This is a genomic window from Streptomyces sp. ALI-76-A (assembly GCF_030287445.1).
In the GTDB taxonomy this organism is placed as follows: domain Bacteria; phylum Actinomycetota; class Actinomycetes; order Streptomycetales; family Streptomycetaceae; genus Streptomyces.
On the sequence record NZ_JASVWB010000002.1, the window covers coordinates 6,133,272 to 6,157,961 of the forward strand.

Here is a 24,690-nt window from a genome sequence, read left to right on the forward strand (position 1 = left end):
GCGGTCACAGCCGTGCCCCTTTCAGCGCCATGTGCAGCAGCAGGCGGTCCTCGCCGTCGTCGAGATCGAGGCCGGTGAGCTTCTCCACGCGGGAGAGGCGGTAGTACAGGGTCTGCCGGTGGATGCCCAGTTCGGCCGCCGTGCGGGCTGCCTGGCCGGCGCGGTCGAGGTAGACCTCGGCGGTGCGGGCCAGTTCGCGGTGCGCGGGGGAGAGGAGGGCCTGGACGGCGGGGTCGGGGTCCGGGTGCGGGGGCAGGGCGGCCAGCAGCCGGTACGGGCCGATGGACGCCCACGCGGCGACCGGCCCGAACCGCGGTTCGGCCAGGGCGGCACGGGCGGCGGCGGAGGCCTGGCGCCAGGCGGTGCCCAGCTCGGCGAGACCGGTGCGGGGGAGGGAGACACCGGCGGCGGGGCCGGAGGGTGTCCGGGAGGACGGCGGCCCGGAGCCGGTGGCGGTGCCCGGAGCCGGCGGACTGTCGCCGGGGCCCGCCCCGCTCTCCTCCCGCGCCCGCTCCAGCAGCCGGCCCGCCGCCGAGGTCGCCGGTGTCAGGGTGTCCGCCGAGCGCAGGCGCATCAGCAGGGCGAGGGAGTGGGCCGTCGTGTCCCACGGGAGCAGGCAGAGGGCCGTCGCGCCCGGCACCGTGCGGACCGACGGGGCGTCCTCCGGGGCGGCCGAGGGCCAGGGGGTCACGCAGACCACCGCGTGCACGGTGTCCGCGCGCGGGCCGAGCGCGGTACGGAGTTCGGCGACGGCCATGTCCCGCTGCCAGTCGCGCTCGGCGGTGAGGACCGCGCGCAGTTCCCGCGAGAGGTCCGCCCCGTGCTGCGCCTCGTCCGCGAGCAGCGCGCCGACGCGGGCCGTCACCTCCATCGCCGCCGCCAGCTGCCGGGCGGTGGGGCCGGGATCGTCGTCCAGGAGCCAGACGTACCCGAGGGCGACCCCCCGGTGCCGGACGGGGAGGCAGACCCGGCCGCGGTACACCCCCGCCTCCGGAGCCGGCGGGATGCGGACCGGGCCGGTCGCCCGGGTGATGCCGAAGCCCTCGAACCACGCGCGGACGGCCGCCGTCGAGCGGCGGGTCAGGATCGAGCGGGTGCGCACCGGGTCCAGCGCCGCGGCGTCCAGCTCGCCCTCGCTGTCGTACGCCCCGAAGGCGAGCAGTTCGAAGTCCCGGTTCTCCAGGGTCGCCGGGGCGCCGAGAAGCTCCGAGATCTCGTCGACCAGCTCCTGGTAGTCGCCCTTGTGGTCCCTGTAGTCCGACGTCACCCGGGCATTGTCCCGCAGTTCCGGGCGGTCTTCATACATCTGTCTGAGATCTGCGGCACGGATGCGTGACAGCTGTCGATGGCCGACGATCGGAGGGATCCTTAGGTTTCACGGTGGTTCTCCGTGCCGCTCCCCGCCAGAGGGGATCGGCCTCGTCCGGGTTGGTATGTGGAGGTGCCCCGTGCTGGGTCCCGTGATTCTCGCCGCGTCGCGCAGCGACCGGATGCGACGTCTGATCTCGGCGGCTCCGGTGACCAGGCAGGTGGTCGACCGCTTCATCCCCGGTGAGACCGTCGACGAGATCGTGCCGATCGTCCGGGAGCTCACGGACCAGGGCCTGGAGCTGACGCTGGACGTCGTCGGCGAGGACATCACCACGCCCGGGCAGGCCGCCGCCGCCCGGGACGCCTACCTGGAACTCGTCGACCGGCTCAAGGGACTGGAGCTGGGCACGCGCGCCGAGATGTCGGTGAAGCTCTCGATGTTCGGCCAGGCCCTCCCCGGAGGGCACGAGCTGGCCCTCGCCAACGTCCGTCCGGTGGTGGAGGCCGCAGCCGCCATCGGGACGACCGTCACGCTCGACGCGGAGGACCACACCACCCTCGACTCGATGTTCGCCATCCACGAGGAACTGCGGAAGGACTTCCCGCAGACCGGCTGCGTCATCCAGGCCTACCTCTTCCGCACCGAGGCCGACGCCCGCCGTCTCGCCGGCAGCGGCAGCCGGGTACGGCTGGTGAAGGGGGCGTACAAGGAGCCCGCCGAGGTCGCCCACCAGCACAAGCACGAGATCGACCGGGCGTACGTGCGGATCCTGCGGATCCTGATGGAGGGCGAGGGATACCCGATGATCGGGTCCCACGACCCGCGCCTGATCTCCATCGCCCAGGAACTCGCCCGGCAGGCCGGCCGCAAGCCCGACGAGTACGAGTTCCAGATGCTGTACGGCATCCGCGGCGACGAGCATCTGCGGCTCGCGGCCGAGGGCCACCGGATGCGCGTCTACACCGCCTACGGCACCGACTGGTACGGCTACTTCATGCGCCGCCTCGCGGAGAAGCCGGCCAACCTCCGCTTCTTCGCCCGCTCGATCCTCACCAAGGGCTGAGCCCGAAACACCGCTCACTAAGGAGTTACGGACACCATGGACGCTGTGACCCAGGTCCCCACCCCCGTCAACGAGCCGGTGCGCGGCTACGCTCCCGGCTCGCCCGAGCGGGCCCGGCTGGAGGCCAGGCTCAGGGAACTGGCCGACAACCCGATCGACCTGCCCTGCACCATCGGCGGCGAGAAGCGGCTGGGCGGCGGTGAGCGGGTCGACGTCGTGCAGCCGCACAACCACAAGGCCCGCCTCGGGACGTACGGCAACGCCACCCGGCAGGACGCCCAGGACGCCATCGACGCGGCCCTCGCCGCCGCGCCCGCCTGGCGCGCGATGGCCTTCGACGACCGCGCGGCGATCATCCTGCGCGCGGCCGAGCTGCTGGCCGGGCCCTGGCGCGAGACGCTGGCCGCCTCCACCATGCTCGGCCAGTCGAAGACCGCCCAGCAGGCGGAGATCGACACCCCCTGCGAGCTGGTCGACTTCTGGCGCTTCAACGTCAAGTACGCCCGTGACCTGCTCGCCGAGCAGCCGCCGGCCAACGCGCCGGGCGTCTGGAACCGCCTCGACCACCGCCCCCTCGAAGGCTTCGTCTACGCGATCACGCCGTTCAACTTCACCGCCATCGCGGGCAACCTGCCGACGGCCCCGGCCCTCATGGGCAACGTCGTCGTCTGGAAGCCCTCGCCGACCCAGACCCACGCCGCCGTGCTGCTCATGCGGCTGCTGGAGGAGGCCGGTCTGCCCAAGGGCGTCATCAACCTCGTGACCGGCGACGGCATCGAGGTCTCCGAGGTCGCCCTGGAGCACCGTGAGCTCGCCGGCATCCACTTCACCGGCTCGACCAAGACCTTCCAGTACCTGTGGAAGACGGTCGGCGCCAACATCGAGAAGTACCGCTCCTACCCGCGCCTGGTCGGTGAGACCGGCGGCAAGGACTTCGTCGTCGCCCACCCGAGCGCCGACCGCGCGGTGCTGAAGACGGCGCTGACCCGGGGTGCCTTCGAGTACCAGGGCCAGAAGTGCAGCGCGACCTCCCGCGCGTACCTCCCGGCGTCCATCTGGAACTCCGGGTTCAGGGAGGAGTTCGCCGCCGAGGTCGACGGCATCGCCATGGGTGACGTCACCGACCTGTCGAACTTCGTCGGCGCGGTCATCGACGAGCGTGCCTTCGCCAAGAACAAGGCCGCCATCGACCGTGCGAAGGCCGACCCGGCCTGCACGATCGTCGCCGGCGGCTCCTACGACGACGCGGTCGGCTACTTCGTCCGGCCGACCGTCATCGAGTGCGACGACCCGGAGAGCGAGGTCTTCACCACCGAGTACTTCGGTCCGATCCTCGCCGTGCACGTCTACGAGGACGACCGGTACGAGGAGATGCTGACCCAGATGGAGTCGGTGTCCGCCTACGCCCTGACCGGCTCGGTCATCGCCAACGACCGCGCGGCGGCGGCGTACACGATGGACCGGCTCCGCTACGCGGCCGGCAACTTCTACATCAACGACAAGTCGACCGGAGCCGTCGTCGGCCAGCAGCCCTTCGGCGGTGGCCGTGCCTCCGGCACCAACGACAAGGCGGGCGCCCCGCAGAACCTGATGCGCTGGACCCTGACCCGCGCCATCAAGGAGACCCTGGCTCCGCCGACCGATTACCGCTACCCGCACATGGGCTGACACACCCCCGCACACGGACGGGCCGGATCCTCACCGATCCGGCCCGTCCGCGTGTTCGAGTGTTGTGCTGTGTTCGCGTGCCCGCGACCGGGATTCCGGCAGCCGGGCGGCGGCGCTGCTTTCTGCCCCTGCCGTGAACCGCAGGCCAGAGGGGCTGGAGGCGATGGGCCGTCTCAGATAGTAGGAAGCCCAAGTAATTGTGGAGACAGATGCGCCGTCCTCGCTTAGCTTTGTAGGAGCCGAACGTCTCGCTCGATCAAGCGAATGGCGGTCGTGAGCCGGGCCCCGTGCAGGCAACCCCTGCGGCACCGCTCCCCGCCCCTTCCGGCGTCTCGTAACTTCCCGCTGCAGGAATCTCGAAGGAGTCGATTCCCCATGGCCGAGACGACCGCCCGCCGTCGAGTCCGTCACCTCTCCCGTACGAGCGAGTCGGACCGCAAGAACGCCGCCGCCGCGCTCCAGCGCGCCCTCGACCGCCGCGACAACGGCGGCTCGACCGGCCACAGCGCCTAGAAGTCGTTCTCTCCAGAGGTCGTTCTCCGGGCGTTCCCGCCCGCGGGACAGGGGACGGACCCCGGCAGGTCACTCCTCGACGTCGACCATGACCCAGTCGCTGATCTCCTTCCACTGGCGGATCGCCTGCTGGTGGAAGGGATGGACGAGATAGCGGTCCACCGCCTTCATGTCGTCCAGGAGCCCTTCGACCAGGAAGTCGTAGGCGATGTCCCGGGTGGACACGTTGCGCCCGTAACGCCACTCGCGCAGTTCCGGCACCTCGCTGCCCACCTGGGCGGCGGTGCGTTCCGCTCCCGTGGCCCGCGGATCGGCCCAGTCCACCCCGGACTTGAACCGGAACAGGACGACGTGCCGGATCACGACGGGGCACCCGCGGATCGCGCGGCGGCGGGCTGTAACGCGCCGGCGCCCCGGCACAGTTTGAGGACGCTCATCGCGATCTGGGTCCCGTGTTCGCCGAGACCGTCGCGGTAGCGGCCGAGTATCTCCATCTCCCGGGTGAACACCGTGCGTGGGCCGCCGGAGTCGGTGCGGATCTTCTGGATGCCCGAGGACACCCGGGCGCGCTGGGTGAGCAGTTCGATGATGTGCGCGTCGATCGCGTCGATCGCGTCGCGCTCCAGTCGGATGCGGGAGGTGTTGTCGACCATCTCGGTCATGACGGGATTCCCTTTCGGCCACTTGATCGGTGTCGTCGGTTTCGTCGGTTTCGTCGGTGTCATCGGTTCATCGGTTCATCGGTGCGCGGGCAGGGAAGTCGGCCAGGCGCCGGGCCGCCTCCCGGAGCCGCTCCTCCGGAGCGAGCAGGCTCACGCGGACGTAGCCCTCGCCGTGCTCGCCGAACCAGCGGCCGGGGGCCACCGCCACGTGGGCGCGCGACAGCAACTCGTCGGCGAACGCGACGGATCCCCCGGCGCCGGGCGGTACCGGCAGCCAGGCGAAGATCGAGCGGGGTGTGTCGAGGGACCACGCGGAGTCCCTCAGTCCGTCCAGGAAGACGTCCCGACGCCGTTCGTACGTCGTCACCAGGTGCCGGACGCTGTCCTGGGGTCCGGTGAGGGCCGCGACCGCCGCCCGCTGGATGAACGGGGGGAGCGAGACGTAGTAGTGCTCCTGGAGGAGATTGATCGCGGCGATGACATCACGGTGTCCGACCACGGCACCGATCCGCCATCCGGCCATGTTGAAGGTCTTCGACAGGGAGATGAACTCCACGCCCACGTCCTTGGCGCCGGCCGTCTCCAGGAAGGAGACGGGGGTCCGCCCGTCGAGGCCCAGGGCCCCGTAGGCGAAGTCGGACGCCACGATCACGCCGTGCTCGGCGGCGAACCGGACGGTGTCCTCGTAGAACCCGCGCGGGGCCGTCACCGAGGTCGGGTTGTTGGGGTAGTTGAGGAACATCAGCTTGGCCCGCTCGCGGGTGGCCGGGTCCAGGGCGGCGTAGTCGGGCAGGAAGCCGTTCTCCCGCAGGAGCGGGAGGGGGTGCATGTGGGCACGGGCGAGGACCACGCCCGCCCAGTAGTCGGGGAATGCCGGGTCGGGCATCAGGCACACGTCGCCCGGGTTCAGGAAACACTGACTGATCTCGACGAGGCCGGCCTTCGCGCCGAACAGGATCGCCACCTCGGTCTCCGGGGCCAGCCGCACCCCGTGCCGCGTCGCGTACCAGGCGCTGATGGCGTCCTTGAGTTCGAGCAGCCCGGAAAAGGCCGGATAGCGGTGGGTGACGGGGTCGAGCACCTCCGTGCGGAGCGCCTCGACGATGTGCGCCGGCGTCGGCAGGTCGGGGTTTCCCTGGCACAGGTTGATGACGTCCTCACCCGACCTGACCAGGTCGTCGACCCTGACCCCGGTGGTCGCGAACGAACTCCTCGGCAGGCTCCGGAGCCGGTCTGCCCACTCGGTCCTCACGTGTCCTCCCCTTCGCTTGCGCCCCGGACCCGGGACACCGCCACGGGCTCGGGGCTGCCGGTTGCCGCCCGGGACGTCCATCCGCTCAGGCCGGCGGCGACGGCGGTGACACCGGCGCAGGCGCATCCCACGGCGAGGAAGCCGTGTGCCGTGAACAAGGGGGCGAGCGCGGCGGCCCCCACGGCCACGGCGAGGTTGGTCGCGAGGCTGTAGAAGGCCAGGATGGTTCCCCGGTGGCGCTGTGAACTCTCGCTGAGCAGCGTGCTGAGCAGGGTGACGACCAGGCTCTGCAGAATGCCCCAGACGAAGAGGCACACCGCCAGCGGCGCCGTCCAGTGGATGAGGAGCGGCACGCCCACCAGCGCGGGCACCAGCCCCGCCAGCGCGACGGTCAGGACGCGCTCCTTGCCCAGCCGGTCGGCGAACCTGCCCGTGACGAAGCTCGACGCGAAACCCAGCCCGTACAGCAGGATCATGACGCCGGTCAGGGAGCTTCCGGAGGCGTACCGGTACTCCAGGGCGGTGCCGAGGAACGTGTACATCCCGTACCAGCCCAGCATCACCAGGAAGGTCGCCAGCACGTACGCCGGCACCCGCGGCGCCAGGAAGGCCCGGGCCGCGGACCGGGTCCATCCCGCCGACGGCTCCGGGTCCTGCCGCGGCGCCGCGGGGTCCTCGGTGCCGGTCCGCCGTTCGCCGCCGACGCGGAGCATCACCAGCAGGACGAGGACACCGAGCAGCGACAACAGGCCGAAGGTCCACCGCCAGCCCACCCACTGCCCGACGAAGGCGCCCATCGGCACGCCCAGCACGAGCGCGAGCGACCAGCTCGACACCAGGACGCCCATGGTCCTGGCGCGGTGCTCGTACGGGATCCGGTCGCCGACGAAGGCGTAGGCGGTGGGGACGAACGCGCCCGCCGCCAGGCCGGCCAGCGCCCGGCCCACGAAGAACACGCCCGTCCCCGTGGCGCACGCGCAGAGCACCGTGCCCAGGATGAACACCGCCATCCCGACCGCCAGGCTGAGCCGGCGCGACACCCGGTCGCCGAGGGGCGCGAAGACCAGCGCGCCGAGCGCCGTCGCGGCGCCGTAGACACTGACCGACAGCGCCATGACACCGACGGTCGTGTCGAACGACGTGGCCATGCGCACCAGCAGCGGTGAGACGACCAGTTCCTCCGAGCCGACCGTGAAGATCCCCGCCATCAGCCCGGAGACCGTCAGCAGGGGGAAGCCGACCGGGTTCTTCCCGCTGTTCGGTTGGTGCGACACTCCAGCAAGCCCTTCCCACGCCGGATACAACGGTCAGCGGACCGGGTCCGCTCTCACGCACATCTCAACTGCCCGCCAGGAGGGCTCGATGACTCACCGGAAATGACGTGGGTGGTCTTTCGGAGCCCGATCGCCCCTCTTCTCGCGGTTTTACCGTTCGGTTTCCCGCCCGCTGTCCCGCTCGTTCTCCCGCTTGGCTTTCTGGCCGGGAACCCGGTGATAGCGAGGCGGGATGAAAATATTGACGGAGCGCGCCACCTCGGCGTGCGGATTCACCGCGCCGTGCCCCTCCTGGCTCGCGCAGAAATATGTGCCGCCGAACCGTAACTCGTGGCTGGATTCCTCGACCGTCATGTCGTAGCGCCCTTCCAGGCAGATCCCTATCTGTTCATGGGAGTGCCGGTGATAGGGCATCTCGCCGCCGCCCGGGATGTCGGCGATCATCAGCTCGATCCAGTCGGCGACGAAGAACGTGACGTCCATCCCGACGAACTTGCGCGATTCGAACGGTTCGAGGAAGTAGTCGCTCGGCGCGGGGTAGGCCTCCCCGGGGTTGTTGCGCCTCAGCTCGACCAGGACCGCTTCGGAGTCGGTGGGATTCACCGCCGAGAAGGCGACCCCCGGAGGGGCCACGCAGACGTGGCGCTCGGGTTCCATCAGCCGGGTGACCTCCCCGGCCGTCGCGGAGATCCGGCCCTGGGCGACCATGGCGACCTGCGCCTGCCCGCTGAGGCGGTCCGGCACCTGGGCTCCGGGCGGTATGACGGAGACCCGCACCTCCGTGCCGTCGCGCCAGTAGGACTCCACCCGCACGCCGTTGTCGTGGAGGGCCACGTCGGAGACGGGGAAGTAGCGTCGTTCCTGCACCTGGGTGGTCATGTCAGCCGTTCCTCCTCGCGAAGACGGTCCATGTCATGGGGATCCGGTCGAACTTGTAGACGAACTTGAGGTGGTGCTGCCTGGCCGCCTCCTCGTTCGTGATGGCGACGTTGTACCGGCCGTCCGCCACATCGCAGGCCGCCTGGCTGGTGGAGTCCACGGTGGCCATGTGCAGGGGCCGGCCGAGGTGGTAGCGCAGCAGCGGAATGGGCGCGGGGTGCGACACGACGGTCTCGCTGTCGAGCAGTTCCTCGCGGAAGGCGAAGTCGTCCCGGATGGCCAGGCCGTACTCCGGGGTGCACCCGCGGAAGACGCTGGCCGGTTCCAGCCCGGGATGCATGTAGAAGGCGTTGATGCCGGGGTAGGCGTGGGCGACCAGGACCAGATCGAGCCGGCCTTCGGTGAGCGCGTCCACGCACCGCTCGTACGTGTCCTCCAGAACGATCCGCAGGCGCCCGCCGTCCGCGACATTGCGCGACATCATCCGGGCCACGTACTCACTGCTGGTCCCGGCCGGCCCCAGCGTCCCGAGCTGTAAGCGGCGTTGTTCCTCGCCGGGAATGCGTGCGATCAGCTCTTGCCTTTCGACATCCGGAATCCGGAGTATTTCCATACTCCAATCCCCCTTCGGGTGACGGGCAGTCGCAGCCCACATCTCCGGAGCCCGACCAGATGACCGCATGGTATCCATCCGGTTCCTGAGGACGTCAAAAAGTGTCGCTTCTTTCGGGCCGTCGCCCTCTCGAGCCGACGCGCACATCACCCAATGCGACAGGCGTACGGATCATTTCTCTGACCTGGTGCGTCCGTGAGCGAAACGGCGACACAGAGTTATGTTGTTTGTCGCTGAATCACACGGGTACTCACCGCCGTCGGCGGCATTGCGCAACCGTGCCGATTTCCTCTGTCGCACGCACCGGCGCGAGACACGCGGATGTCCAAAGAGGGACGCCTCAAAGGCGGCGCCCGCTCGCCGCGGCCCACGCGATGCGGCGCGGGCTCAGGTGCCGCGCCGGACCTCGAAGTGGTCGATTCGCTCCCCGTTCTGCGCCAGCGCCGACACCGTCAGCCTCGGGCGCGGGCCGCTCTCCGCCTCCACCGAGAGGAAGGAGAAGCCGCGATAGCGCACCCGGGACCACCGCACGGTCTCCTTCGCGGACTCCTGCGACCGCGTCCAGTGGAAGGACTCCACGGACTCGCGGTCCCGGACGTGCCCCTCGTAGCTCTCCGGCACACCCGCCGGAAAGCCGTACAGGTCCCTGCCACCGCCGCCCGCGGTCACGTACACGATCCCGTCGCGCGTCGGGTCGGTCGACGCGCCGATCGGGACCGGCCTGCCCACCTCGCCGTCGCGGATGGCGTCCGTGCGCTCGTAGACGTGGTTGTGTCCGTTGATCACCAGGTCCACCTGGTGCTTGGCGAACAGCGGCAGCCACTGCTCCCGCACGCCCCCGTCGGAGGCGTGCGAGGAGGTCGAGTAGGCGCAGTGGTGGAAGAAGACGACGATGAAGTCCACCGAGGCGTCCGCCCGCAGCCCGGCCAGCTTCCTGTCCAGCCACGCCGTCTGCCTCCCGCCCGTGTGGCCGAGGTTGGCGGGGATCTCGTACGAGACGTCGTTCGCGTCCAGGGCCACGAAGGCGACGTTGCCGTACGTGAAGGCGTAGACGCCCGGCGCGGTGCGGGGGTCGGAGCCGTTGTCCGGGAGGGACCAGCGGGCCAGCTGGCCGCCGTAGCCGTCCGGTGAGTACCAGGCCTCCATGTCGTGGTTCCCGGTCGTCACCATCCACGGGACGGACGCCGCCACCGGCTCGTTCTGCTTGAGGAACAGGTCCCAGTAACCGGGGTCGTAGCCGTCCGTCCTCCCGCCCCGGCCGGTGCCGTTCGCGTAGCAGATGTCGCCCGCGTGGAGGTGGAAGGCGGGCTCGCGGCGCAGCAGGAGGTCGTCGTTGGCCGCGGCGGCCCGGCTCACGCCCTGGTCGCCGAAGGCGGTGAAGACGAACCGCTCCGGGGTCGCCGGTGCCGTGCGGAAGGAGCCGATGGTGGACCGGTGGTCGGGCGAGGCCGGGTCGAAGCCGTCGTGGCCGACGCCGTAGTAGTACGTGGTGCCGGGGAGCAGGCCGTCCAGCGCCGCGTGCACGTAGAACTGGTCGAGCGCCGGCCGCACCCCGCTGACGCCCGGTGTGTGCAGGTCACGCACCTCGGCATCAATTCTGCGGCCCAGCTCGTCGGGCCGGGTGCCGATCCGGACGAAGGGCCGGCGCACCGCGAGCGGCACCTGCCAGGAGATCCGCATCCGGGTCCTCGGGTCGGCGCCGAAGGCGAGATGCCGGCCGAACGGCACGACGGCCGAGCCGTGCACCCGGGACGCGGACGGCGAGGCGGCCGTGGCCCCCGCACGCGTGGCCGTGCCCGGGGCGCCGTCGCCCGAGCAGCCCGTCAGCGCCCCGCCGGCCACCGCGCCCGCCGTCACCAGTGCGCGGCGCCGGGACAGCCTGGTCCGCAGGTACTCGTACTGCTCGGCCATGCTCATCCGGCGGGCGAGCTGATGCGGAACGCCGCAGTCGGGGGTCTCCATGAGGGTGAACTTCCCAGCGGACCTCAACACCCGCCCACCGTACGGGTGAACACGCGGCAACGGGATGGCGTGAACGCGTTCCGCCGTGTCCGTATCGCGGACGGCTCATGTCATCCCATGGGACAAGGAGTACGGTGCCGACATGTCTCGCAGCATCAATCTCGCAGTGATCCCCGGTGACGGCATCGGCCAGGAAGTCGTGGCCGAAGGCCTGAAGGTCCTCTCCGCCGTCCTCCCGCAGGATGTGAAGCTGGAGACCAAGGACTACGACTTCGGCGCGAAGCGCTACCACGCCACCGGTGAGACCCTCACTGATGCCGACCTCGACGCGCTGAAGAAGCACGACGCCATCCTGCTCGGCGCGATCGGCGACCCGTCGGTGCCGTCCGGCGTCCTGGAGCGCGGCTTCCTGCTCAAGCTCCGCTTCGCCTTCGACCACCACGTCAACCTGCGCCCCTCCAAGCTGCTGCCGGGTGTCGCCACCCCGCTGGCCGGCGAGCCGCAGATCGACTTCGTCGTGGTCCGCGAGGGCACCGAGGGCCCGTACACCGGCAACGGCGGCACCATCCGCAAGGGCACCGAGCACGAGGTCGCCACCGAGGTCTCCGTGAACACGGCCTTCGGTGTCGAGCGCGTGGTCCGGGACGCCTTCGCCCGCGCCCAGGCCCGCCCGCGCAAGAAGCTGACGCTGGTCCACAAGAACAACGTGCTGACCTTCGCCGGTCACCTGTGGACCAACACCTTCAACAAGGTGGCGGCCGAGTTCCCCGAGGTCACCACGGACTACATCCACGTGGACGCGGCGACGATCTACCTCGTCACCGACCCCGCCCGCTTCGACGTGATCGTCACCGACAACCTCTTCGGTGACATCATCACCGACCTCGCCGCGGCCGTCTCCGGCGGCATCGGCGTCGCCGCGAGCGGGAACATCAACCCGTCCGGCGAGTTCCCCTCGATGTTCGAGCCCGTGCACGGCTCGGCTCCGGACATCGCCGGCCAGGGCAAGGCCGACCCCACCGCGACGGTCCTGTCCGTCGCCCTCCTGCTGCGTCACCTCGGCTACGAGTCCGAGGCCGGCCGCATCGAGGACGCCGTCTCCGCCGACCTCGCGGAGCGCACCGGCAAGCCCGCCCGTTCCACCACGGAGATCGGCGACGCGCTCGCCGTACGAGTAGCCGGCTGATCCGCCGAGCTTCCCGAACCCCCTCGAAGCCGCCGGGTCACCGAACCCGGCGGCTTTCGCATGTCCCCGCCGGGTGCCACCATCATCCTCTGGGCCGCACGCACGCTGTTCACGTCCCCGGCTCCCCGCTTGAGATAATCGAACGTGGAGCCGCGGATTGAGGGAATGCTCGGACGTCCTGACACTGGCCACTGGCAGTACGGGCGTGAGCGCGGCCCGTCACTACAACCGGTGAAGGACACCACTCATGACGACGCCCACGATCGAGCTCAAGCCCTCGGCCTCGCCACTCTCCGACGCGGAGCGTGAGGCGATCCTGGCCAACCCCGGGTTCGGCCGCCACTTCACCGACCACATGGTGACGGTCAAGTGGACCGAGGGCCGCGGCTGGCACGACGGCCAGCTCGTCCCGTACGCTCCCCTCTCCCTCGACCCGGCGACGATGGTCCTGCACTACGCGCAGGAGATCTTCGAGGGCCTCAAGGCCTACCGCCAGCCCGACGGTTCCGTCGCCAGCTTCCGCCCCGAGAAGAACGCGCTGCGCTTCCAGTCCTCCGCCCACCGGCTCGGCATGCCGGAGCTGCCGGTGGACACCTTCATCGAGGCGTGCGACGCGCTGGTGCGGCAGGACCAGGCGTGGGTCCCGGCGCACGGCGGCGAGGAGTCCCTCTACCTGCGGCCGTTCATGATCGCGACCGAGGTCGGCCTGGGTGTGAAGCCCGCCAACGAGTACCTCTTCCTGGTCATCGCCTCCCCGGCCGGCGCCTACTTCCCGGGCGGCGTCAAGCCGGTCTCCATCTGGCTGTCCGAGGACCGTGTCCGCGCCGTCCCCGGCGGCATGGGTGACGCGAAGACCGGCGGCAACTACGCCGCGTCCCTGCTCGCCCAGGCCGAAGCGGCCGCCAAGGGCTGCGACCAGGTCTGCTACCTCGACGCGGTCGAGCACAAGTGGGTCGAGGAACTCGGCGGCATGAACCTGTACTTCGTGTACGGCGACAAGATCGTCACGCCCGCCCTCACCGGCTCCATCCTGGAGGGCGTCACCCGTGACTCGCTCCTCACCGTCGCCCGCGACCTCGGATACGCGTCCGAGGAGGGCCGCGTGTCGATCGACCAGTGGCAGCGGGACGCCGAGAACGGCACCCTGACCGAGGTCTTCGCCTGCGGCACCGCTGCCGTGATCACCCCGGTCGGCACGGTCAAGCGCGCGACCGCCGAGTGGCAGCAGTCGGGCGGCGAGCCCGGTGAGGTCACGCTGCGGCTGCGTCAGGCCCTGCTGGACATCCAGCGCGGGACGGCGCCGGACAAGCACGGCTGGATGCACCAGCTGGGTTAGGCGTGGGACGGGCGCCGGTGGGCGCCTGCGGGGCCGTCGTGGACTCGGTGTCCGCGGCGGCCCCGCACGCGTTCCCGGTCCGTCGCCGCCCGGCACACGGGCCCTGTCCGACGCGCGATGTGACCGGGGACGGTTCCCGGCCGCGTACGGGAGTTCCTGGGCGAGAGTCCCCTCGCGGACACGTGACTCCCCGCCCGGGCCGTACGCGACACGGCGGATGGACCCGGACCCAGCGGCCCCTACGGGGTGCCCCTCCCGGTGATCGACCGGCACGGCCGCCAGGCCGCCCTCAGCGGCAGCGCCGCCGACCTCCTGCCCGATGACACCCACGACATCACGCACGTCCGCATCCGCCCTGAAGTGATCAACCGAGTGCTCGCATCCTGAGACGGACGGTGAGCACGGGGGCGGACTGTGCCAGACTGCCCGCGTGCTCTCGTTCGCCACGATTATTGGCAGCAGGCGCGCCGGTCCGCAGTGACCATCACGTACGACCAGGTACGGGTGGACACCGTCGTCCTCGACCCGCGCGCAGACCTCTCGCACCCGCGAGGGGTTTTTCGCATTTCTGGCCCACCCGAAGCCGGAGGCGAGAGCGTGAGGGACTACGTGGGGGCGGTGGAGCCGGTCATTCCGGTAGACCGAGATCCAACACAGGAGCCTTGACACCATGACCGAAACCAGCGAACTCGACGATTCGTTCCACGTCTTCGACACCACCCTGCGCGACGGCGCGCAGCGGGAGGGCATCAACCTCACCGTCGCGGACAAGCTGGCCATCGCACGGCACCTGGACGACTTCGGCGTGGGCTTCATCGAGGGCGGCTGGCCCGGCGCCAATCCGAGGGACACCGAGTTCTTCGCCCGCGCCCGGCAGGAGATCGACTTCAGGCACGCCCGGCTGGTCGCCTTCGGCGCCACCCGCCGGGCCGGCGGCAAGGCGTCCGAGGACCCGCAGGTCAGGGCGCTCCTGGAGTCGGGCGCCCAGGTGATCACCCTGGTCGCCAAGTCGCACGACCGGCACGTGGAACTCGCCCTGCGCACGACGCTGGACGAGAACCTGGAGATGGTCCGCGACACGGTGTCCTTCCTGACGGAACAGGGCCGCCGCGTCTTCGTCGACTGCGAGCACTTCTTCGACGGCTACCGCGCCAACCCCGAGTACGCGAAGGCGGTCGTCCGGACCGCCTCGGAGGCCGGCGCGTCCGTCGTGATCCTGTGCGACACCAACGGCGGGATGCTCCCGGCGCAGGTCCAGGCGGTCGTCTCGACGGTGCTGGCCGACACCGGCGCCCGGCTCGGCATCCACGCCCAGGACGACACGGGCTGCGCGGTCGCCAACACCCTGGCCGCGGTGGACGCGGGCGCCACCCACGTCCAGTGCACGGCCAACGGCTACGGCGAGCGGGTCGGCAACGCCAACCTGTTCCCGGTGGTCGCGGCCCTGGAGCTGAAGTACGGCAAGAAGGTCCTGCCCGACGGCAAGCTCCGCGAGATGACCCGCATCTCGCACGCCATCGCCGAGGTCGTGAACCTCACCCCCTCCACCCACCAGCCCTACGTCGGCGTCTCCGCCTTCGCCCACAAGGCCGGCCTGCACGCCTCCGCCATCAAGGTCGACCCGGACCTGTACCAGCACATCGACCCCGAGCAGGTCGGCAACACCATGCGGATGCTGGTCTCCGACATGGCGGGCCGCGCCTCGATCGAGCTCAAGGGCAAGGAACTGGGCATCGACCTCGGCGACGACCGGGCGCTGGTGGGCCGGGTGGTCGACCGGGTGAAGGAGCGCGAGCTCAGGGGCTACACGTACGAGGCGGCCGACGCGTCCTTCGAACTCCTGCTGCGCGCCGAGGTCGAGGGCAAGCCCCTCAAGTACTTCGACGTCGAGTCCTGGCGTGCGATCGTCGAGGACCGCCCCGACGGCACCCACGCCAACGAGGCCACGGTCAAGCTCTACGCGAAGGGCGAGCGCATCGTCGCCACGGCGGAGGGCAACGGCCCGGTCAACGCCCTCGACCGCGCCCTGCGCGTCGCCCTGGAGAAGATCTACCCCCAGCTCGCCAAGCTCGACCTCGTCGACTACAAGGTCCGCATCCTGGAGGGTGTCCACGGCACCCAGTCCACGACCCGCGTCCTGATCTCCACGTCCGACGGGGCGGGGGAGTGGTCGACGGTGGGCGTCGCCGAGAACGTGATCGCGGCCTCCTGGCAGGCGCTGGAGGACGCGTACGCCTACGGGCTGCTGCGGGCGGGGGTGCAGCCGGCGGAGTAGGTGGGCGACGCGCCGGTCCGCCGGGGGCGGTGCGGAGGGGCGTCGGGTGAGCCGGCGGTGGCGTACCGGGCGGGTCGGGGCGCCGCCTTTCGCTCGCCCGAATGGCCCTTTTTCCCTGGCTTTCGGGTAGCTTCGAAGTATGAAGGTCGGTATGAAGGTCGCACTTTCGACCCGAGGCTTCGCCGGACTGCTGGCCACGCTGGCGCTCGCCGTCCTGACGGCGTTGACCGTCCTGACGGCCGGCGCCCCGCGCGCCGAGGCGGCCACGGGTGTCTCGGCGGTCGCCGAGGCCCTGCGCGAGAACCCGGTCTACGTCGATCCGGCCGCGTCCGCTCAGCTCTCGGACGCCGAGGCGGACGCGCTGGCCGAGCAGATCAGGGACGCGGACAAGGCCCTCTTCGTGGCGGTGCTGCCCGCGGACCAGCCCACCGACGGCCTCCTGCGCGACCTGCGCACGGCCACCGGTGTGACGGGTCTGTACGCGGTCCGGGTCGGCGACCGTTTCGACGCCGGCGCCGACTCCTCGGTCCTGCCGCGGGACGCCGTACGGAATCTGGTCGGCAGCGTGCGGGGCGAGCGCGACGCGGGCACACAGCTCGACGACTTCACCGACCGGGCCCTGGCCAACATGGGCGGCTCGGCCCCCGCCGGCTGGGACTCCTCCGACGGCGGCGGGGTGTCCACCGCCGGACTGATCACCACCGGGGTCGTCCTGGCCGTCGGCGGTGGCGGCGCCTACGCGCTGGTCCGGCGCAACCGGCGTCGGCACGAGGAGGAACAGCGGGCCGCGCTGGAGCAGCTGCGGGTCGTCGTCGACGAGGACATCACCGCGTTCGGCGAGGAACTGGACCGGCTCGACTTCCATCCGGGGGAGGCGGGCGCGGACGACGCCATGCGCGCCGCCTACGAGCGGGCGCTGGACTCCTACGACCGGGCGAAGTCGGCCATGGCGGCGGCCGGGAAGCCCGAGGACGTGCGGGCCGTCACCCAGACCCTCGACGACGGCCGCTTCGCGCTGGCCGAGCTGGCCGCCCGCCGTGAGGGCCGGCCGCTGCCCGAACGCCGGCCGCCCTGCTTCTTCGACCCGCGGCACGGACCCTCGGTCGCCGACGCGATCTGGACGCCGCCGGGGGGCGCGACCCGGGAGGTCCCGGTCTGCGCGGCCGACCGGACCCGGCTGGCCGACGGCCTCGACCCGGTGGTCCGCGAGGTCGACACCGAGTACGGCCGCCGCCCGTACTGGGAGGCGGGCCCCGCCTACGGGCCCTGGGCGGGCGGCTACTTCGGCGGCAGCATCCTGCCCGGCCTGCTCGTCGGCACGATGCTCGGCAGCATGATGGCCACCCCGGCCTACGCGGCCGACTACGGCTCCGGCTACGGGGACTTCGCCGGCGCCGGTCACGAGGGCGGCGACGTCTCCGGCGCGGACTTCAGCAGCGACGACTTCGGCGGCGGCTTCGGCGGTGGGGACTTCGGCGGCGGAGATTTCGGCGGGGGCGGGGACTTCGGCGGCGGCGGGTTCTGACGCGCGGGTCGCGGGAGCGGCGCCCCGGGAGCCGGGAGCCGGGAGCCGGGAGCCGGGAGCCGGGAGCCGGCGGACACGGGCACGGGCCCGGCGCGGAAGGACGGCGCCGGGCCCGTGCGGGCGTGCGGGAGTGAGATGGCTGCGTCAGAGCGAGGACGCGGCCGAGGCGATGGCGGAGGCGAAGGTGGAGACCTCGGTGTAGACGCCGGGGGCGTTCGGCCGGGCGCAGCCGATGCCCCAGCTGACGATGCCGACCTGGATCCAGGCGTTGCTCGCGTCCCTGCGGAACATCGGGCCGCCGGAGTCGCCCTGGCAGGTGTCGACGCCGCCGGCCGCGTAGCCGGCGCAGATCTCCTCGCTCGCGACCAGGCCGCTGTAGCCGCTGTAGCCGCGGCAGGTGGCGTCGCTGACGAAGGGCACGGTCGCCTTGAGCATGTAGCGCTGCTGGGAGCCGCCCTCGGAGGCCGAGCCCCAGCCGGCCACGGTGAAGGTGCCGGTGTTGTACTGCGTGGTCGTGGCGATCTTCAGCGTCGGCAGGTTGATCGGCTGCGCGAGTTTGATGAGCGCCCAGTCCTTGCCGGTGCCGTTGTAGCCGGGGGCCCGGTAGACGTATGTGGAGCGGACCTGGACCCGCCCGCTGGTGGACTGCAGGTCCGCGACGCCGGCGGTGGCGGTGATGCTGGTGTTGGCGCCGGTGGAGCCCACACAGTGCGCGGCCGTCAGCACGATCTGCTGGGTGTACAGCGCACCGCCACAGCCCATCGAGAGCCGGACCATGAACGGGAACTCGCCCTGCGCGGCGCGGGTGCCGCCGACGACGGGCGAGGGGGCGGCCTGGGCGGCCGAGACGGGCTGAAGACTGGCGATCGCGAGGGCGGCGGCGCCGACGGCCGCGCATCTCTTGAGGGCCGTGAGGAGTCTCTTCAACGTGGTGCCCTTCCGTGGGGGGTTGAGCTCGGGACGCGTGCAACCGAAACACAGAATTGACGTGTGCATGTCATGCCCGGTAACAAAGAAGCGCCGGGGCGCCGGCATGCGCAGGACGAAATCTGTTGCTGGATTATGAGAACCCCGCAAGCACTCACACAAGGGGTGGGATCCGGCCACCCGTGTCCGGTTCCTTCGTGCCGCCGGCCGCCGCGCCCTACGGCACCCGCGGCACCACCAGCCCCGACCGGTACGCCCTGACCACCGCCTGCGTCCGGTCCCTGAGGCCGGCCTGGACCGGACCCGGCTGACGTGGGTCTTCACCGTCTCCCGCGAACCCGCCTACGGTTCTCCCCATGCCCCGAGCCGACGAGCCGCACCCCCGCCCCTTCAGCTCCGTGACCGATCTCGACGCCTGGCTCACCGACCATCCCGCCCCGCACCCCGGCCTCTGGATCAAGATCGCCAAGAAGGGCTCGGGCCTGCCCTCCGTCACCGCCGCCGATGTCAACGACGTCGCCCTGTGCCACGGCTGGATCACCGGTCAGCGCAAGGGACTGGACGCCTCGTACTACCTCCAGCGGATCACCCCGCGCAGGCCCGGCAGTCTCTGGTCGATGGTCAACGTGCGGCGGGTGGAGGAGCTGACGCGGGCCGGGCGTATGCGGCCCGGCGGGCTCGCGGAGGTGGCGGCCGCGCGGGCGGACGGGCGGTGGGCGGCGGCGTACGAGTCGCAGCGCGAGGCCACGGTCCCCGACGACCTCGCCGCCGCGCTGGAGCGGCACCCGCGGGCCAAGGAGGCCTTCGAACGCCTCGGCAGGACGGACCGCTACCTGGCCATGCTCCCCGTCCTGCGTGCCCGCACCCCGGAGCGCCGGGAGGTTCAACTGGCGGCGGTCGTCCTCAGGTTGGAGCGGGGGTGACAAGCCGAGCGCCCGCCCGTCCGCAGTGACAGCGGAGGGGCGGGCGCGCTCGGGCGGGCGTCTCGGACGCCGGCGTCAGAGGGGTCAGGCGTTCTTGATCGCCGAGATGTCGAAGTTCAGCTTGATCTTGTCGGAGATCAGGACACCACCCGTCTCCAGCGCGGCGTTCCACGTCAGGCCCCAGTCGGAGCGCAGGATCTCGGCCTTGCCCTCGAAGCCCACGCGCTCGTTGCCGAAGGGGTCCTTCGCGGCGCCGTTGAACTCCAGGTCGATGGTGAGCGACTTGGTGACGCCGAGGATCTCCAGGTCACCGGTGATGCGGTAGTCGTCGCCGCCCAGGGCCTCCGCCTTGGTGGAGCGGAACGTCATGGTCGGGAACTCGTCCGCCTTGAAGAAGTCCGCGCTCTTGAGGTGGCCGTCGCGGTCCGCGGATCCCGTGTCGATGCTGTCCATCCTGGCGTCGATGGACGCGGTGGAGGCGGAAGGGTCGGTGCCGTCCAGGTGCAGCGAGCCGCTGAAGTCCAGGAACTTGCCCTTGACGTTCGTGACCATCGCGTGCCGCGCGACGAAGCCGAGCGTGGAGTGGGACGGGTCGATCGTGTAGTCGCCGGTCAGGGCGGCGAGGTCCGGGTTCACGGCGGCGGGCGTGGCGGTGGCGGTGTCGGCGGTGTCCTTGCGGCCGAAGATGCTCATGGCGTGCTCCTGGTGGATTGATGTTGAATATTCAACGATGCCAACAGGGATGACCGTAGACCTATTCCGGGTGCGCTTCAACGGCATCGGCGAAATGTTGGCCCGACGGCGCCGAGGTGGTAGACGACGGTCATGACCTCCCGGCGTCGCGCCCTCGCCCTGTCCCTCGCCTCCCGGCGGCCCACCCGCCGAGCCCTCCTGCTCACCGCCGCCCTCCTGGCGACCGCCGCCCCGGGTGGCTCCGCGCCCCGCGCCGCCGACGACAACGACCACGGCACCACCGCCGACCCCTACGACACCCTCCGCCGCCGCTGGCTCGACCTCGCCCTCGGCACCGGATACGACCCCACGGCCGAGCCCTACGCCTCCCGCCTCGCCGAGACCGGCGACCTCGCCCGCGGCTTCCGCGCCACCATGGCCCCCACCGCCACCTCCCTGTGGCCGGACCGCCCCTACGACCCGCCCGCCGGCATCACCCGGAGCTACGCCCGCCTGTGGACCATGACCCAGGCCTGCGTCCGCGAGGGCACCGGCTCGACCGGCGACCCAGGGCTCCGCGCCGACGTGCTCCGCGGCCTCGACCACCTCTCCGCCACGGTCTACCACCCCTCCACCACCCGCTACGGCAACTGGTGGGAGTGGCAGATCGGCAGCCCCCGCCTGCTCATGGACATCACGGCCGCCCTCTACGAGCACCTCACCGAGGCCCGGCGAACCGCCGCCTGCGCCGCCGTCGACCACTTCGTCCCGGACACCATGCTGGCCGACTACTCCGGCACCTCCACCGGCGCCAACCGCGTCGACCTGTGCCGCTCCGTCGCCCTGCGCGGTGTCCTGGGCCGCGACCCCGCCAAGATCGCCCTCGCCCGGGACGCGCTCTCGCCGGTCTTCCCGTACGTGACCGAGGGGGACGGGCTCCACGCCGACGGCTCGTTCGTCCAGCACACCTGGGTCGCCTACTCGGGAACGTACGGCCAGGTCATGCTCGACGGGCTCGGCCGCCTCTTCGCCCTGCTCGCCGGATCCGCGTGGGAGGTCACCGACCCGAACCGGCAGACCGTCCTGGACAGCGTCGAGCACGCCTACGCGCCCCTGATCCACGACGGGTTGGTGATGGACAGCGTCAACGGCCGTGCCATCAGCCGGGGTCTGCTCAAGGGCGACGACCGCCGGGTCCTGCGCGGCGACCACTTCCACGGCCAGGGCCTCATCGCCGCCATCGCGCTGCTCGCCGCCGGAGCGAGCCCGGCCGAACGCGACCGCTGGCACGCCCGCGTCAAGGGCTGGATCGAACGGGACACCGTCACACCGATCGTGACGGCCCGTCAGTACGGTGTCGCCGACCTGGCCCGCCTGCACGCGGTCGCCGCCTCCCCGGTACCGGCCGCCCCGGAACCCCTCGGCCACCGCCTCTTCCCGGCGATGGACCGCGCCGTGCACCGCCGGCCCGCCTTCACCGCGAACATCGCCATGGCCAGCGACCGCATCGCCCACTACGAGTGCGGCAACGGCGAGAACCCGCGCGGCTGGCACACGGGCGCCGGGATGCTCTCCTGGTGGCCGGCCGGCCGCTCGGACCAGTACACCGACTGGTACTGGCCCACCGTCGACTGGTACCGCCTCCCCGGCACCACCGTCTCCACCAAGCGGCTCCCGGACCGGGCGGGCGGCGAGTGGGGCGCGCCCAAGCCGGACGTCCGGTGGGTCGGCGGCACCACCGACGGCGAGTACGCGGCGATCGGCCAGCACCTCAAGGGGCTGGACTCCACCCTCCAGGCCCGCAAGTCGTGGTTCTGCGTCGCCGACGCGGTGATCTGCCTCGGCGCGGGCATCACCTGCGCCGACGGCGTCCCGGTCGAGACGGTCGTCGACAACCGCAACCTGGGGGAGGGCGGCACCCAGTCCTTCGTGCGCGGCCCCGGCTGGGCCCATCTGGAGGACCACGGCGGCTGGGTGATCGTCGAGGGGAGCCTCAGCGCCCTGCGGGAGGACCGCACCGGTGCCTGGTCCGACATCAACACCACCAGTACGACCGAGCGCGGCACCCGCCGCTGGCAGACCCTCTGGCTGGACCACGGCACCGACCCGGAGGACGCCTCGTACGCCTACCTCCTCCTGCCCGGAGCATCCCGCCGTACGGTCGCCGCCCGCGCCGCCGACCGCCGCCGGCTGGAGGTCCTGGCCAACGACAGCGCCCGCCAGGCGGTCCACGTCCCCTCCCTCGGTCTCACGGCCGCCAACTTCTGGCAGCCCGGCAGCGCGGGCCCGCTCACCGCGTCCGCCGGCGCGAGCGTCCTGGTCCGCCGCCGGGGCCGTACCGCTACGCTCTGCGTGAGCGAGCCGCCCCGCACGGGTGAACCCCTGGAGATCACCTGGGACCGGCCGGTGCGCACGGTGATACGGGCGGACGACACCGTCGAGGTGCTCGCCACAGGCCGCCGACTGCGCCTGCGTGTCACCCCGGGGAAGGCATGTGCCACCCATGAATGTGAGGTGACTCTCAGCTGACGGTTTGTCTGACCCCTACAAGCGCGGGCCCCTCTGAGCAGTCAGAACGGCTGCATGCGGTCGAGGTTCTGTTCAGTGGCACCAGGAAAACGGTCCGGACACTGTGCGGAGTCGACGGCGAGCTTTCCTTGCCGGGCTTCGTAAGGTCGCTACATGACCGTTTTGGATGAGGCGCCGGGTGAGTCGACGGACGAGTTGACGGCTGAGCCGACGGACGCGCGCGGGCGAGTGGCCGAACTGCACGAGATCCGTGCGCAGGCGCTGGCCGGCCCGAGCGAGAAGGCGACCGAGGCGCAGCACGCCAAGGGGAAGCTGACCGCGCGGGAGCGTATCGAGCTGCTGCTGGACCCGGGTTCGTTCCGGGAGGTCGAGCAGTTGCGCCGGCACCGGGCGACCGGTTTCGGTCTGGAGGCCAAGAAGCCGTACACGGACGGTGTGATCACCGGGTGGGGGACGGTGGAGGGCCGTACGGTCTTCGTGTACGCGCACGACTTCCGGATCTTCGGGGGCGCGCTGGGCGAGGCGCACGCCACGAAGATCCATAAGATCATGGACATGGCGATCGCGGCCGGGGCTCCGCTGGTGTCGCTGAACGACGGGGCGGGCGCGCGGATCCAGGAGGGTGTCTCGGCGCTGGCCGGTTACGGGGGCATCTTCCAGCGCAACACCAAGGCGTCCGGGGTGATCCCGCAGATCTCGGTGATGCTGGGTCCGTGCGCGGGCGGCGCGGCCTACAGTCCGGCGCTGACCGACTTCGTGTTCATGGTCCGCGAGACCTCGCAGATGTTCATCACCGGTCCGGACGTCGTCAAGGCGGTCACCGGCGAGGAGATCACCCAGAACGGGCTGGGCGGGGCGGATGTGCACGCCGAGACGTCGGGTGTGTGCCACTTCGCCTACGACGACGAGGAGACGTGCCTCGCCGAGGTGCGCTACCTGCTGTCGATGCTCCCGCAGAACAACCGCGAGAACCCGCCGCGCGCGGAGTCCGCGGACGCGCCGGACCGCCGTTCGGACGTCCTGCTGGACCTGGTCCCGGCGGACGGCAACCGTCCGTACGACATGACCAAGGTGATCGAGGAGATCGTCGACGACGGCGAGTACCTGGAGGTCCACGAGCGCTGGGCGCGGAACATCATCTGCGCGCTGGCCCGCCTGGACGGCCAGGTCGTCGGCATCGTCGCCAACCAGCCGCAGTCGCTGGCCGGGGTCCTGGACATCGAGGCGTCGGAAAAAGCTGCGCGCTTTGTCCAGATGTGTGACGCTTTTAACATCCCGATCGTCACTTTCCTGGACGTCCCGGGGTTCCTTCCGGGTGTCGACCAGGAGCACGGCGGAATCATCCGCCACGGCGCCAAGCTGCTGTACGCCTACTGCAACGCGACCGTCCCGCGGATCTCCCTGATCCTGCGCAAGGCCTACGGAGGTGCGTACATCGTCATGGACAGCCAGTCCATCGGCGCGGACCTGACGTACGCGTGGCCGACGAACGAGATCGCCGTGATGGGCGCGGAGGGTGCCGCCAACGTCATCTTCCGCCGCCAGATCGCGGAGGCGGAGGACCCCGAGGCCATGCGGGCCCGCATGGTCAAGGAGTACAAGTCCGAGCTGATGCACCCCTACTACGCGGCAGAACGCGGCCTGGTCGACGACGTCATCGACCCCGCGGAGACCCGCGAGATCCTCATCCAGTCCCTGGCGATGCTGCACACCAAGCACGCCGACCTGCCGTCCCGCAAGCACGGCAACCCCCCGCAGTAACCAGGCGGATCCTTCGCGGTACCCCCGCGGAAACCTCTCTCACGGAGACTGACACCCATGAACACCCCTGACATTCGTGTCGAGAAGGGCCACGCCGAGCCCGAGGAAGTCGCCGCTCTCACGGCGATCCTGCTGGCCCGGGCCGCCGCCCGGCCGTCCGAAGCGCCGGCCCACCGCGGCCGCCCCAAGGCCGGCTGGCGCCGCCTGGAGCGCGAGCCGGGCTTCCGCGCCCCGCACAGCTGGCACTGACCTTTCAGCGCGCGTTCAACGGCCCCGCCCTCCTTCGGAGGGCGGGGCCGTTCGCGTGGTCACTGGCAGTGGGCACGGGAGGGCGACGCCCACGCACGAAGGCCCCCGA

23 protein-coding genes are annotated in these 24,690 nt (G+C 71.1%); 13 read left to right on the forward strand and 10 right to left on the reverse strand.

Annotated elements, in window-relative coordinates:
• Positions 1 to 4: 4 nt before the first annotated feature.
• The gene (locus QQS16_RS28530) at positions 5 to 1,306 is read right to left on the reverse strand and encodes a PucR family transcriptional regulator (protein ID WP_286064885.1); all 1,302 of its coding nucleotides are present in this window, start codon (positions 1,304 to 1,306) and stop codon (positions 5 to 7) included.
• A gap of 142 nt (positions 1,307 to 1,448) precedes the next feature.
• Here QQS16_RS28530 and QQS16_RS28535 point away from each other — a divergent pair, with 142 nt between their 5' ends.
• The 3 genes from QQS16_RS28535 (at position 1,449) to QQS16_RS28545 (ending at position 4,556) form a co-directional block, all read left to right on the forward strand.
• Entirely contained in the window at positions 1,449 to 2,375 is a 927-nt protein-coding gene (locus QQS16_RS28535; protein WP_286064886.1) for a proline dehydrogenase family protein, read from the forward strand.
• Positions 2,376 to 2,411: 36 nt separating this feature from the next.
• Complete coding sequence (pruA, locus tag QQS16_RS28540; protein WP_286064887.1) at positions 2,412 to 4,043, forward strand: L-glutamate gamma-semialdehyde dehydrogenase; 1,632 nt, start codon at positions 2,412 to 2,414, stop codon at positions 4,041 to 4,043.
• A 375-nt stretch (positions 4,044 to 4,418) separates the two neighbouring features.
• Positions 4,419 to 4,556, forward strand: a complete 138-nt coding sequence (locus QQS16_RS28545; protein ID WP_286064888.1) for a hypothetical protein — start codon at positions 4,419 to 4,421, stop codon at positions 4,554 to 4,556.
• Positions 4,557 to 4,625: 69 nt separating this feature from the next.
• On the opposite strand, the gene QQS16_RS28550 is transcribed toward QQS16_RS28545, so the two are convergent.
• From QQS16_RS28550 to QQS16_RS28580, 7 genes are all read right to left on the reverse strand, one after another.
• On the reverse strand, positions 4,626 to 4,919 hold the full coding sequence (locus QQS16_RS28550) for a Dabb family protein (RefSeq protein ID WP_286064889.1): 294 nt from the start codon (positions 4,917 to 4,919) through the stop codon (positions 4,626 to 4,628).
• Positions 4,916 to 5,218 carry a chorismate mutase gene (locus QQS16_RS28555; protein ID WP_286064890.1) on the reverse strand — a complete coding sequence of 101 codons (303 nt, stop codon included), beginning with the start codon at positions 5,216 to 5,218 and terminating at the stop codon, positions 4,916 to 4,918. Before QQS16_RS28555 ends, QQS16_RS28550 begins: the two co-directional genes overlap by 4 nt.
• 67 nt (positions 5,219 to 5,285) lie before the next feature.
• Complete coding sequence (locus tag QQS16_RS28560) at positions 5,286 to 6,470, reverse strand: aminotransferase class I/II-fold pyridoxal phosphate-dependent enzyme (RefSeq protein WP_286064891.1); 1,185 nt, start codon at positions 6,468 to 6,470, stop codon at positions 5,286 to 5,288.
• Positions 6,467 to 7,744, reverse strand: coding sequence for an MFS transporter (locus QQS16_RS28565; RefSeq protein ID WP_286064892.1), 1,278 nt, complete (start codon positions 7,742 to 7,744; stop codon positions 6,467 to 6,469). Before QQS16_RS28565 ends, QQS16_RS28560 begins: the two co-directional genes overlap by 4 nt.
• A gap of 150 nt (positions 7,745 to 7,894) precedes the next feature.
• Positions 7,895 to 8,623, reverse strand: a complete 729-nt coding sequence (locus QQS16_RS28570) for a cupin domain-containing protein (protein WP_286064893.1) — start codon at positions 8,621 to 8,623, stop codon at positions 7,895 to 7,897.
• A 1-nt stretch (position 8,624) separates the two neighbouring features.
• Positions 8,625 to 9,236, reverse strand: a complete 612-nt coding sequence (locus tag QQS16_RS28575; protein ID WP_286064894.1) for a type 2 periplasmic-binding domain-containing protein — start codon at positions 9,234 to 9,236, stop codon at positions 8,625 to 8,627.
• Between the two features lie 387 nt (positions 9,237 to 9,623).
• Positions 9,624 to 11,198, reverse strand: coding sequence for a purple acid phosphatase family protein (locus QQS16_RS28580; RefSeq protein ID WP_286066488.1), 1,575 nt, complete (start codon positions 11,196 to 11,198; stop codon positions 9,624 to 9,626).
• Between the two features lie 142 nt (positions 11,199 to 11,340).
• Between QQS16_RS28580 and QQS16_RS28585 the strand changes: the two genes are divergently transcribed.
• From QQS16_RS28585 to QQS16_RS28605, 5 genes are all read left to right on the forward strand, one after another.
• Positions 11,341 to 12,384, forward strand: coding sequence for a 3-isopropylmalate dehydrogenase (locus QQS16_RS28585; protein ID WP_286064895.1), 1,044 nt, complete (start codon positions 11,341 to 11,343; stop codon positions 12,382 to 12,384).
• A 247-nt stretch (positions 12,385 to 12,631) separates the two neighbouring features.
• Positions 12,632 to 13,720, forward strand: a complete 1,089-nt coding sequence (locus QQS16_RS28590) for a branched-chain amino acid aminotransferase (RefSeq protein ID WP_286064896.1) — start codon at positions 12,632 to 12,634, stop codon at positions 13,718 to 13,720.
• Positions 13,721 to 13,978: 258 nt separating this feature from the next.
• Positions 13,979 to 14,107 carry a hypothetical protein gene (locus QQS16_RS28595; RefSeq protein WP_286064897.1) on the forward strand — a complete coding sequence of 43 codons (129 nt, stop codon included), beginning with the start codon at positions 13,979 to 13,981 and terminating at the stop codon, positions 14,105 to 14,107.
• Positions 14,108 to 14,390: 283 nt separating this feature from the next.
• Positions 14,391 to 15,995, forward strand: coding sequence for a citramalate synthase (gene cimA, locus QQS16_RS28600; RefSeq protein WP_286064898.1), 1,605 nt, complete (start codon positions 14,391 to 14,393; stop codon positions 15,993 to 15,995).
• A gap of 151 nt (positions 15,996 to 16,146) precedes the next feature.
• The gene (locus tag QQS16_RS28605; RefSeq protein WP_286064899.1) at positions 16,147 to 17,520 is read left to right on the forward strand and encodes a hypothetical protein; all 1,374 of its coding nucleotides are present in this window, start codon (positions 16,147 to 16,149) and stop codon (positions 17,518 to 17,520) included.
• 144 nt (positions 17,521 to 17,664) lie between these two features.
• Here QQS16_RS28605 and QQS16_RS28610 read toward each other — a convergent pair whose 3' ends face one another.
• Entirely contained in the window at positions 17,665 to 18,447 is a 783-nt protein-coding gene (locus tag QQS16_RS28610; RefSeq protein WP_286064900.1) for a serine protease, read from the reverse strand.
• A 182-nt stretch (positions 18,448 to 18,629) separates the two neighbouring features.
• On the opposite strand from QQS16_RS28610, the gene QQS16_RS28615 reads away from it, so the two are divergent.
• Together QQS16_RS28615 and QQS16_RS28620 are read left to right on the forward strand one after the other, a co-directional pair.
• A complete protein-coding gene (locus QQS16_RS28615; protein ID WP_286064901.1) occupies positions 18,630 to 18,758 on the forward strand; it encodes a hypothetical protein in 129 nt (42 codons plus the stop codon).
• A gap of 45 nt (positions 18,759 to 18,803) precedes the next feature.
• The gene (locus QQS16_RS28620; protein WP_286064902.1) at positions 18,804 to 19,370 is read left to right on the forward strand and encodes a YdeI/OmpD-associated family protein; all 567 of its coding nucleotides are present in this window, start codon (positions 18,804 to 18,806) and stop codon (positions 19,368 to 19,370) included.
• An 84-nt stretch (positions 19,371 to 19,454) separates the two neighbouring features.
• Here QQS16_RS28620 and QQS16_RS28625 read toward each other — a convergent pair whose 3' ends face one another.
• Positions 19,455 to 20,063: a YceI family protein gene (locus QQS16_RS28625; RefSeq protein WP_286064903.1), complete on the reverse strand. Its 609-nt coding sequence runs from the start codon at positions 20,061 to 20,063 to the stop codon at positions 19,455 to 19,457.
• Positions 20,064 to 20,195: 132 nt separating this feature from the next.
• On the opposite strand from QQS16_RS28625, the gene QQS16_RS28630 reads away from it, so the two are divergent.
• The 3 genes from QQS16_RS28630 (at position 20,196) to QQS16_RS28640 (ending at position 24,581) form a co-directional block, all read left to right on the forward strand.
• Positions 20,196 to 22,571: a polysaccharide lyase 8 family protein gene (locus tag QQS16_RS28630; RefSeq protein ID WP_286064904.1), complete on the forward strand. Its 2,376-nt coding sequence runs from the start codon at positions 20,196 to 20,198 to the stop codon at positions 22,569 to 22,571.
• A 153-nt stretch (positions 22,572 to 22,724) separates the two neighbouring features.
• The gene (locus QQS16_RS28635; RefSeq protein WP_286064905.1) at positions 22,725 to 24,332 is read left to right on the forward strand and encodes an acyl-CoA carboxylase subunit beta; all 1,608 of its coding nucleotides are present in this window, start codon (positions 22,725 to 22,727) and stop codon (positions 24,330 to 24,332) included.
• 57 nt (positions 24,333 to 24,389) lie between these two features.
• Positions 24,390 to 24,581 carry an acyl-CoA carboxylase epsilon subunit gene (locus QQS16_RS28640; protein ID WP_286064906.1) on the forward strand — a complete coding sequence of 64 codons (192 nt, stop codon included), beginning with the start codon at positions 24,390 to 24,392 and terminating at the stop codon, positions 24,579 to 24,581.
• Positions 24,582 to 24,690 lie beyond the last annotated feature (109 nt).

Excerpts from the sequence above, each read along its gene's own strand:
- QQS16_RS28630 (WP_286064904.1), top strand. The coding sequence starts at position 20,196 with ATGACCTCCCGGCGTCGCGCCCTCGCCCTGTCCCTCGCCTCCCGGCGG.
- QQS16_RS28590 (WP_286064896.1), top strand. The coding sequence starts at position 12,632 with ATGACGACGCCCACGATCGAGCTCAAGCCCTCGGCCTCGCCACTCTCC.
- QQS16_RS28625 (WP_286064903.1), bottom strand. The coding sequence starts at position 20,063 with ATGAGCATCTTCGGCCGCAAGGACACCGCCGACACCGCCACCGCCACG.
- QQS16_RS28555 (WP_286064890.1), bottom strand. The coding sequence starts at position 5,218 with ATGACCGAGATGGTCGACAACACCTCCCGCATCCGACTGGAGCGCGAC.
- QQS16_RS28635 (WP_286064905.1), top strand. The coding sequence starts at position 22,725 with ATGACCGTTTTGGATGAGGCGCCGGGTGAGTCGACGGACGAGTTGACG.
- QQS16_RS28605 (WP_286064899.1), top strand. The coding sequence starts at position 16,147 with ATGAAGGTCGCACTTTCGACCCGAGGCTTCGCCGGACTGCTGGCCACG.
- QQS16_RS28530 (WP_286064885.1), bottom strand. The coding sequence starts at position 1,306 with ATGTATGAAGACCGCCCGGAACTGCGGGACAATGCCCGGGTGACGTCG.
- cimA (WP_286064898.1), top strand. The coding sequence starts at position 14,391 with ATGACCGAAACCAGCGAACTCGACGATTCGTTCCACGTCTTCGACACC.
- QQS16_RS28575 (WP_286064894.1), bottom strand. The coding sequence starts at position 9,236 with ATGGAAATACTCCGGATTCCGGATGTCGAAAGGCAAGAGCTGATCGCA.
- QQS16_RS28640 (WP_286064906.1), top strand. The coding sequence starts at position 24,390 with ATGAACACCCCTGACATTCGTGTCGAGAAGGGCCACGCCGAGCCCGAG.
- QQS16_RS28545 (WP_286064888.1), top strand. The coding sequence starts at position 4,419 with ATGGCCGAGACGACCGCCCGCCGTCGAGTCCGTCACCTCTCCCGTACG.
- pruA (WP_286064887.1), top strand. The coding sequence starts at position 2,412 with ATGGACGCTGTGACCCAGGTCCCCACCCCCGTCAACGAGCCGGTGCGC.
- QQS16_RS28580 (WP_286066488.1), bottom strand. The coding sequence starts at position 11,198 with ATGGAGACCCCCGACTGCGGCGTTCCGCATCAGCTCGCCCGCCGGATG.
- QQS16_RS28570 (WP_286064893.1), bottom strand. The coding sequence starts at position 8,623 with ATGACCACCCAGGTGCAGGAACGACGCTACTTCCCCGTCTCCGACGTG.
- QQS16_RS28585 (WP_286064895.1), top strand. The coding sequence starts at position 11,341 with ATGTCTCGCAGCATCAATCTCGCAGTGATCCCCGGTGACGGCATCGGC.
- QQS16_RS28620 (WP_286064902.1), top strand. The coding sequence starts at position 18,804 with ATGCCCCGAGCCGACGAGCCGCACCCCCGCCCCTTCAGCTCCGTGACC.